Genomic DNA, 6,330 nt, shown 5'->3' on the forward strand with positions numbered 1-6,330 from the left:
TGTGTTTAAATGACCTTACAGTACAAAACTTATATGAAAACAAAATGAAATTTCATATTTACGTATGTTGTTTAGTTTAAAATGAATAATATTTTTATGTAATATATTCACTGTGTGAATGTGGGGATTTCGATGAAATAGAAAATTTATACAATATTATTCATACTAAACACATATGAAAAATATTGAAATGTTTTGTGACGATAAGTAAGTACTGTAGCAATACGAGAGAGGTGGTTCATACATAGATCACGTTGAGAACGTTCTCTATTTTAACCATCTCAAATTATGGGCAAGAAAATAGAATAATAAAATGCGATAGTAATAGTTGCTAATACATAGGAGGAGTTAAAGTGAAAAAGACTTTAATTACAGGGTTATTGGTTACAGCGGTATCTACGAGTTGCTTCATTCCTGTAAGCGCTTACGCTAAGGAGGGGCAAACGGAAGTGAAAACAGTATATGCGCAAAATGTAATTGCTCCAAATACATTATCCAATTCAATTAGAATGTTAGGATCACAATCACCGCTTATTCAAGCATACGGATTAATTATTTTGCAACAGCCAGACATTAAGGTAAATGCGATGAGTAGCTTAACGAATCATCAAAAGTTTGCAAAGGCGAATGTACGAGAGTGGATTGATGAATATAATCCGAAGCTAATTGACTTAAATCAAGAGATGATGAGATACAGCACTAGATTCAATAGTTATTATAGTAAGCTCTATGAACTAGCAGGAAATGTAAATGAAGATCAGCAAGCAAAAACAGATTTTATGAGTGCATATGGAAAATTACAATTGCAAGTACAGAGCATCCAAGAGAGTATGGAGCAAGATTTATTAGAGTTAAATCGATTTAAAACAGTATTAGACAAAGATAGTAACAACTTATCAATTAAAGCCGATGAAGCAATAAAAACACTGCAAGGATCAAGTGGAGATATTGTGAAATTAAGAGAAGATATTAAAAGAATTCAAGGGGAAATTCAAGCTGAACTAACTACTATTTTGAATAGACCTCAAGAAATCATTAAAGGTTCTATTAATATCGGTAAACAAGTATTTACAATCACAAATCAAACTGCACAAACGAAAACAATCGATTTTGTTTCTATCGGTACTTTAAGTAATGAAATTGTAAATGCTGCAGATAGTCAAACGAGAGAAGCAGCTTTTCGCATTCAGCAAAAGCAAAAAGAGTTATTGCCACTTATTCAAAAGTTATCACAAACTGAAGCAGAGGCGACTCAAATTACATTCGTTGAAGATCAAGTAAATAGCTTTACAGAATTAATTGATCGTCAAATTACAACTTTAGAAACGTTATTAACGGATTGGAAAGTTTTAAATAATAATATGATTCAAATTCAAACAAATGTTGAAGAAGGCACGTATACAGACAGTAGTTTACTTCAAAAACATTTTAATCAAATTAAAAAAGTAAGTGATGAAATGAATAAGCAAACAAATCAATTTGAAGATTACGTTACAAACGTTGAAGTACATTAAATAGAAAAATAATTAGCGATATAGGGAGAGAAGAAAAATGACAAAAAAACCATATAAAGTAATGGCTCTATCAGCACTTATGGCAGTATTTGCAGCAGGAAATATTATGCCGGCTCATACGTATGCAGCTGAAAGTACAGTGAAACAAGCTCCAGTTCATGCGGTAGCAAAAGCTTATAATGACTATGAAGAATATTCATTAGGACCAGAAGGCTTGAAAGATGCAATGGAAAGAACAGGTTCAAATGCTTTAGTAATGGATCTGTATGCTTTAACAATTATTAAACAAGGTAATGTTAACTTTGGAAATGTATCGACTGTTGATGCAGCTTTAAAAGGAAAAGTGATTCAGCACCAAGATACAGCTAGAGGAAATGCGAAGCAATGGTTAGATGTATTAAAGCCACAGCTTATTTCAACGAATCAAAACATCATTAACTACAATACTAAATTCCAAAACTATTATGATACTTTAGTTGCTGCGGTAGATGCAAAAGATAAAGCGACTCTTACGAAAGGCCTAACTAGATTATCAAGTAGTATTAATGAAAATAAAGCGCAAGTGGATCAGTTAGTAGAAGACTTGAAAAAATTCCGAAATAAAATGACGTCGGATACGCAAAACTTCAAGGGTGATGCAAATCAAATTACATCTATATTAGCTAGTCAAGATGCAGGAATTCCGCTTCTACAAAATCAAATTACAACGTACAATGAGGCAATTAGTAAATATAATGCAATTATTATCGGTTCATCTGTTGCGACAGCTCTAGGACCAATTGCAATTATTGGTGGTGCAGTAGTTATTGCTACGGGCGCAGGAACACCGCTAGGAGTCGCATTAATTGCAGGTGGTGCAGCAGCTGTAGGCGGTGGTACAGCTGGTATCGTATTAGCGAAGAAAGAACTTGACAATGCACAAGCTGAAATTCAAAAAATAACTGGACAAATTACAACTGCTCAATTAGAAGTAGCTGGGTTAACGAACATTAAAACACAAACTGAGTATTTAACAAATACGATTGATACTGCAATTACAGCGTTGCAAAACATTTCAAACCAATGGTATACAATGGGATCGAAATACAATTCTTTACTTCAAAATGTGGATTCAATTAGTCCAAACGATCTTGTTTTCATTAAAGAAGATTTAAACATTGCGAAAGATAGCTGGAAAAACATTAAAGACTATGCAGAAAAGATTTATGCTGAAGATATTAAAGTAGTAGACACGAAAAAAGCATAATTGAATACGAATCGTTAGAGCGTTAAGTGTTGATGAATGATTTGAAGCTCCTGTTCAGTTGTGAGCAGGAGCTTTTGATATCCTTATAAAGAGAATAGGTGAAAAATATGCAGAAACGATTTTATAAAAAATGTCTTTTAGCGGTAATGATTGCTGGGGTGGCAACGAGTAACGCATTTCCTTTACATCCTTTTGCAGCAGAACAAAATGTAAAGGTGCTACAAGAAAATGTGAAAAACTATTCTCTTGGACCAGCAGGATTCCAAGATGTAATGGCACAAACGACATCAAGTATATTTGCAATGGATTCATATGCAAAATTAATTCAAAATCAACAAGAGACGGATTTAAGTAAAATAAGTTCGATTAATAGTGAATTTAAAGGGAATATGATTCAGCATCAAAGAGATGCAAAAATTAATGCAGCATATTGGTTAAATAATATGAAGCCTCAAATTATGAAAACAGATCAAAATATTATAAATTACAATAATACTTTTCAATCGTATTATAATGACATGTTAATAGCGATTGATCAAAAGGATAGTGGAAAATTAAAAGCGGATTTAGAAAAGTTGTATGCGGATATTGTAAAGAATCAAAATGAGGTAGATGGATTATTAGGAAATTTGAAAGCTTTTCGCGATAGAATGGCGAAAGATACAAATAGTTTCAAAGAGGATACAAATCAGTTAACAGCGATATTGGCAAGTACGAATGCTGGTATTCCAGCTCTAGAGCAACAAATAAATACATATAACGATTCGATTAAAAAGAGTAATGATATGGTCATTGCTGGTGGCGTACTTTGCGTAGCTCTAATAACATGTCTTGCTGGCGGGCCGATGATTGCGGTTGCGAAAAAAGATATCGCAAATGCAGAAAGAGAAATCGCCAATTTAAAAGATAGAATTTCAGGAGCACAAGCAGAAGTCGTAATTTTGACTGATGTAAAAAATAAAACAACAAACATGACAGAAACAATTGATGCAGCAATTACAGCACTACAAAACATATCAAATCAATGGTATACAGTAGGTGCAAAGTATAATAATTTATTACAAAACGTAAAAGGAATTAGTCCGGAAGAGTTTACGTTTATAAAAGAAGATTTACATACAGCGAAAGATAGCTGGAAAGATGTAAAGGATTATACAGAAAAATTACATGAAGGTGTGGCAAAGTAAACAGTGGACTAGTTCTGCTGTTTATTTTTCATCCTGTTTTTTGTGAGAGTTGAGCTTGCAATTATATATAAGTTTGTCATGTGTTTTATCAATGTGGCTTTTGGGTAATAGTTAATCAAATTGATACGAATAACCTAAATAAATTTCTGATCAAGTCTTTTATATGTAATGTTTTAATGAAAAAAGCTATACTGTAAGCAAAACTAAAAATTGGAGAGGAAATACTACAACATGGAAAATTATCTATTATTTATCCTTACAGCAATGTTAATCATAATCATGCCTGGTCCTGGTTTTGCACTAGTTACAAAAAATACTATCTCGCATGGTAAAAATGGCGGGATAAAGACTGTTTTAGGAACGATATCTGGAATGATGATTCATACAATAATGGCTACGTTAGGACTTTCTGCTATCTTAATGAAATTTGCTATGTTATTTACATTTATAAAATATGCTGGGGCTGTTTATTTAATTTATTTAGCTGTAAAGTCAATTAAAAGTGCCTTACATAAAAAAGAAGATATGTCAGGTTCAGCAGAAATGGACTCTAAGGATATTGGGGCAATTAAAAGCTTTAGACAAGGATTTACTACGGCAATTTTAAATCCAAAAACCGCTGTATTTTTCCTTAGTTTTTTACCCCAATTTATTGTGAGTAATCAAAATCATTTCCTCCAATTTCTTTTATTAGGAGTCACATTTACGACTTTGACAGCAATATGGTATTTACTTTACATCTCACTCATACGTCAATTAAGAACTTTTTTAAGAAAAGAAAGAGTGAACCGTACAATAGAGGGTATTACAGGCGCCGTATTATTAGTATTTGGAGTTAGATTGTTTTTCCAAAAATAAATATGTAGATAAAACGAGAAATAAAAAAGTTGATTATTTCTCGTTTTATTCTTTAAAATCTGCAACAGAATCAGGATTTCCCCTCAAAGTATAAATTCCAAGAGGAACCGTTTTTTTATTTACTTATATACGTACAGCTGTACCACTGACAGCAACCATTAACATTCCATCACGAACAACTTCGTAATCTACGTCAATACCAACGATAGCGTTCGCACCTTTTTCTTTTGCAAGTTCTTTCATTTCGCCCATTGCAATATCACGAGCGTCTTTTAGTTTACTTTCATAAGCACCAACACGGCCACCGACAACATCACGAACGGAAGCGAATACATCGCGGACAATATTTGCACCCATAATAGCTTCACCATTTACAATATCAATATACTCAATAATCTCTTTACCTTGAATTCCAGAAGTTGTTGTTACAATCATGACTGACACTCTCCTAATATTTTATAATTTTTGATTAGCTTTCTTATGTCATAGAAAAAGTAGTTCTGGTGCCAAAAATGCTTGATAGAAACATAGAATATTTTTGGCATCAGAAACAAGTCTAGTTTCTTACAGAATGAAAGCAAGGCAATTGTTTAACATATGTATCGCTATAACATATGCAATGGATCTTTTAGAAATAAGATAAGCCGCAGTAAGTATCAACGATCCAGGTAAATAAATAGCAATATCCGCAAGTTGGTTCGTATGAAGAAGTGTAAAAATCATAATCGAAATGATAGATGCAATAGCAGTACCAATATGGTAAGAAAAACGATTTATTAATATGTGGCGAAACACAATTTCTTCAAGTGTTGGACCCAGAATACCAAATACAAGCAATGTAAATACAAGAGGTACCTCTGCACCCGTTTCAAGGAGCTGCTCTTGGTTCTCTGGTTGACCAGTTGCTAGAAAATGCATAACACATTGTTCCACAATTAACGTAAATAAAACTACCATAGGAATACTTACTATTTTCAAAATTGTCTTCTCTTTAAAATAAGTAAAACTTTCAATAATTTCTTTCCTAAAGCAAATGATTCCTACAATAGCAGGTACAGTAAAACCGATGGCACTAAGAACAAATTCTGATTCAACTAAATTGACATTAGCTAAAAGTGATATGCCAAATAGTATGTACAAGCCAATTTGAAATGGTACAAACAGTGTAAAGATTATTAGCATAATGATTTCTTTTTTATTCATTTTTATAAAGTTCACTGTATTGCCCCCATAATTAAATTACCTATAATTTTTGATTTTTCTTTCTGCATAACGCTCTCCTTCTAAATATATTTATATAAGATTATAAACCGGACGGTTCGGTCTGAATCGAAATCTAATGATACTACAAGTTTCTAGTTTTTTAAACCCTTTTTATAAAGTATTAACAAAATCAAAATGGAAAAAAGCAAATATATTTATATTTCAGTTGCTTTGTTACAATTTAATTCCAGTAATCATTAATGGTTAATCTTTTATAGAATGAAGTGAAAGTGGGAGTAGTTCAAACACTTTAGCTAAACAT

At 32.4% G+C, this 6,330-nt stretch carries 6 protein-coding genes; 4 read left to right on the forward strand and 2 right to left on the reverse strand.

Features of this window, described 5'->3' with window-relative positions; genetic code table 11:
- The first annotated feature begins 353 nt into the window (after positions 1-353).
- The 4 genes from nheA to GBN78_RS20000 all read left to right on the forward strand — a co-directional run bounded on the left by nheA (position 354) and on the right by GBN78_RS20000 (position 4,805).
- Positions 354-1,514 (forward strand): non-hemolytic enterotoxin NHE subunit A, encoded by a 1,161-nt coding sequence (gene nheA / locus GBN78_RS19985; RefSeq protein ID WP_000751832.1) that lies wholly within the window; start codon positions 354-356, stop codon positions 1,512-1,514.
- A gap of 37 nt (positions 1,515-1,551) precedes the next feature.
- Positions 1,552-2,760, forward strand: a complete 1,209-nt coding sequence (nheB, locus tag GBN78_RS19990) for a non-hemolytic enterotoxin NHE subunit B (protein ID WP_000162975.1) — start codon at positions 1,552-1,554, stop codon at positions 2,758-2,760.
- Between the two features lie 107 nt (positions 2,761-2,867).
- Complete coding sequence (gene nheC / locus GBN78_RS19995; RefSeq protein WP_001171982.1) at positions 2,868-3,947, forward strand: non-hemolytic enterotoxin NHE subunit C; 1,080 nt, start codon at positions 2,868-2,870, stop codon at positions 3,945-3,947.
- Between the two features lie 231 nt (positions 3,948-4,178).
- Positions 4,179-4,805: a LysE family translocator gene (locus GBN78_RS20000; protein ID WP_000432987.1), complete on the forward strand. Its 627-nt coding sequence runs from the start codon at positions 4,179-4,181 to the stop codon at positions 4,803-4,805.
- A gap of 123 nt (positions 4,806-4,928) precedes the next feature.
- Here GBN78_RS20000 and GBN78_RS20005 read toward each other — a convergent pair whose 3' ends face one another.
- Both GBN78_RS20005 and GBN78_RS20010 read right to left on the reverse strand, forming a co-directional pair.
- Positions 4,929-5,240 carry a heavy metal-binding domain-containing protein gene (locus tag GBN78_RS20005; RefSeq protein ID WP_000637518.1) on the reverse strand — a complete coding sequence of 104 codons (312 nt, stop codon included), beginning with the start codon at positions 5,238-5,240 and terminating at the stop codon, positions 4,929-4,931.
- A 129-nt stretch (positions 5,241-5,369) separates the two neighbouring features.
- Positions 5,370-6,023, reverse strand: a complete 654-nt coding sequence (locus GBN78_RS20010; RefSeq protein WP_001009295.1) for a CPBP family intramembrane glutamic endopeptidase — start codon at positions 6,021-6,023, stop codon at positions 5,370-5,372.
- Positions 6,024-6,330: the final 307 nt, after the last annotated feature.

Source organism: Bacillus sp. B2-WWTP-C-10-Post-4, from assembly GCF_009183805.1.
GTDB classification, from domain to species: Bacteria; Bacillota; Bacilli; order Bacillales; family Bacillaceae_G; genus Bacillus_A; species Bacillus_A cereus.

Coding starts and splice junctions, on each gene's coding strand:
- nheB (WP_000162975.1), top strand. CDS start 1,552: ATGACAAAAAAACCATATAAAGTAATGGCTCTATCAGCACTTATGGCA.
- GBN78_RS20000 (WP_000432987.1), top strand. CDS start 4,179: ATGGAAAATTATCTATTATTTATCCTTACAGCAATGTTAATCATAATC.
- nheC (WP_001171982.1), top strand. CDS start 2,868: ATGCAGAAACGATTTTATAAAAAATGTCTTTTAGCGGTAATGATTGCT.
- GBN78_RS20005 (WP_000637518.1), bottom strand. CDS start 5,240: ATGATTGTAACAACAACTTCTGGAATTCAAGGTAAAGAGATTATTGAG.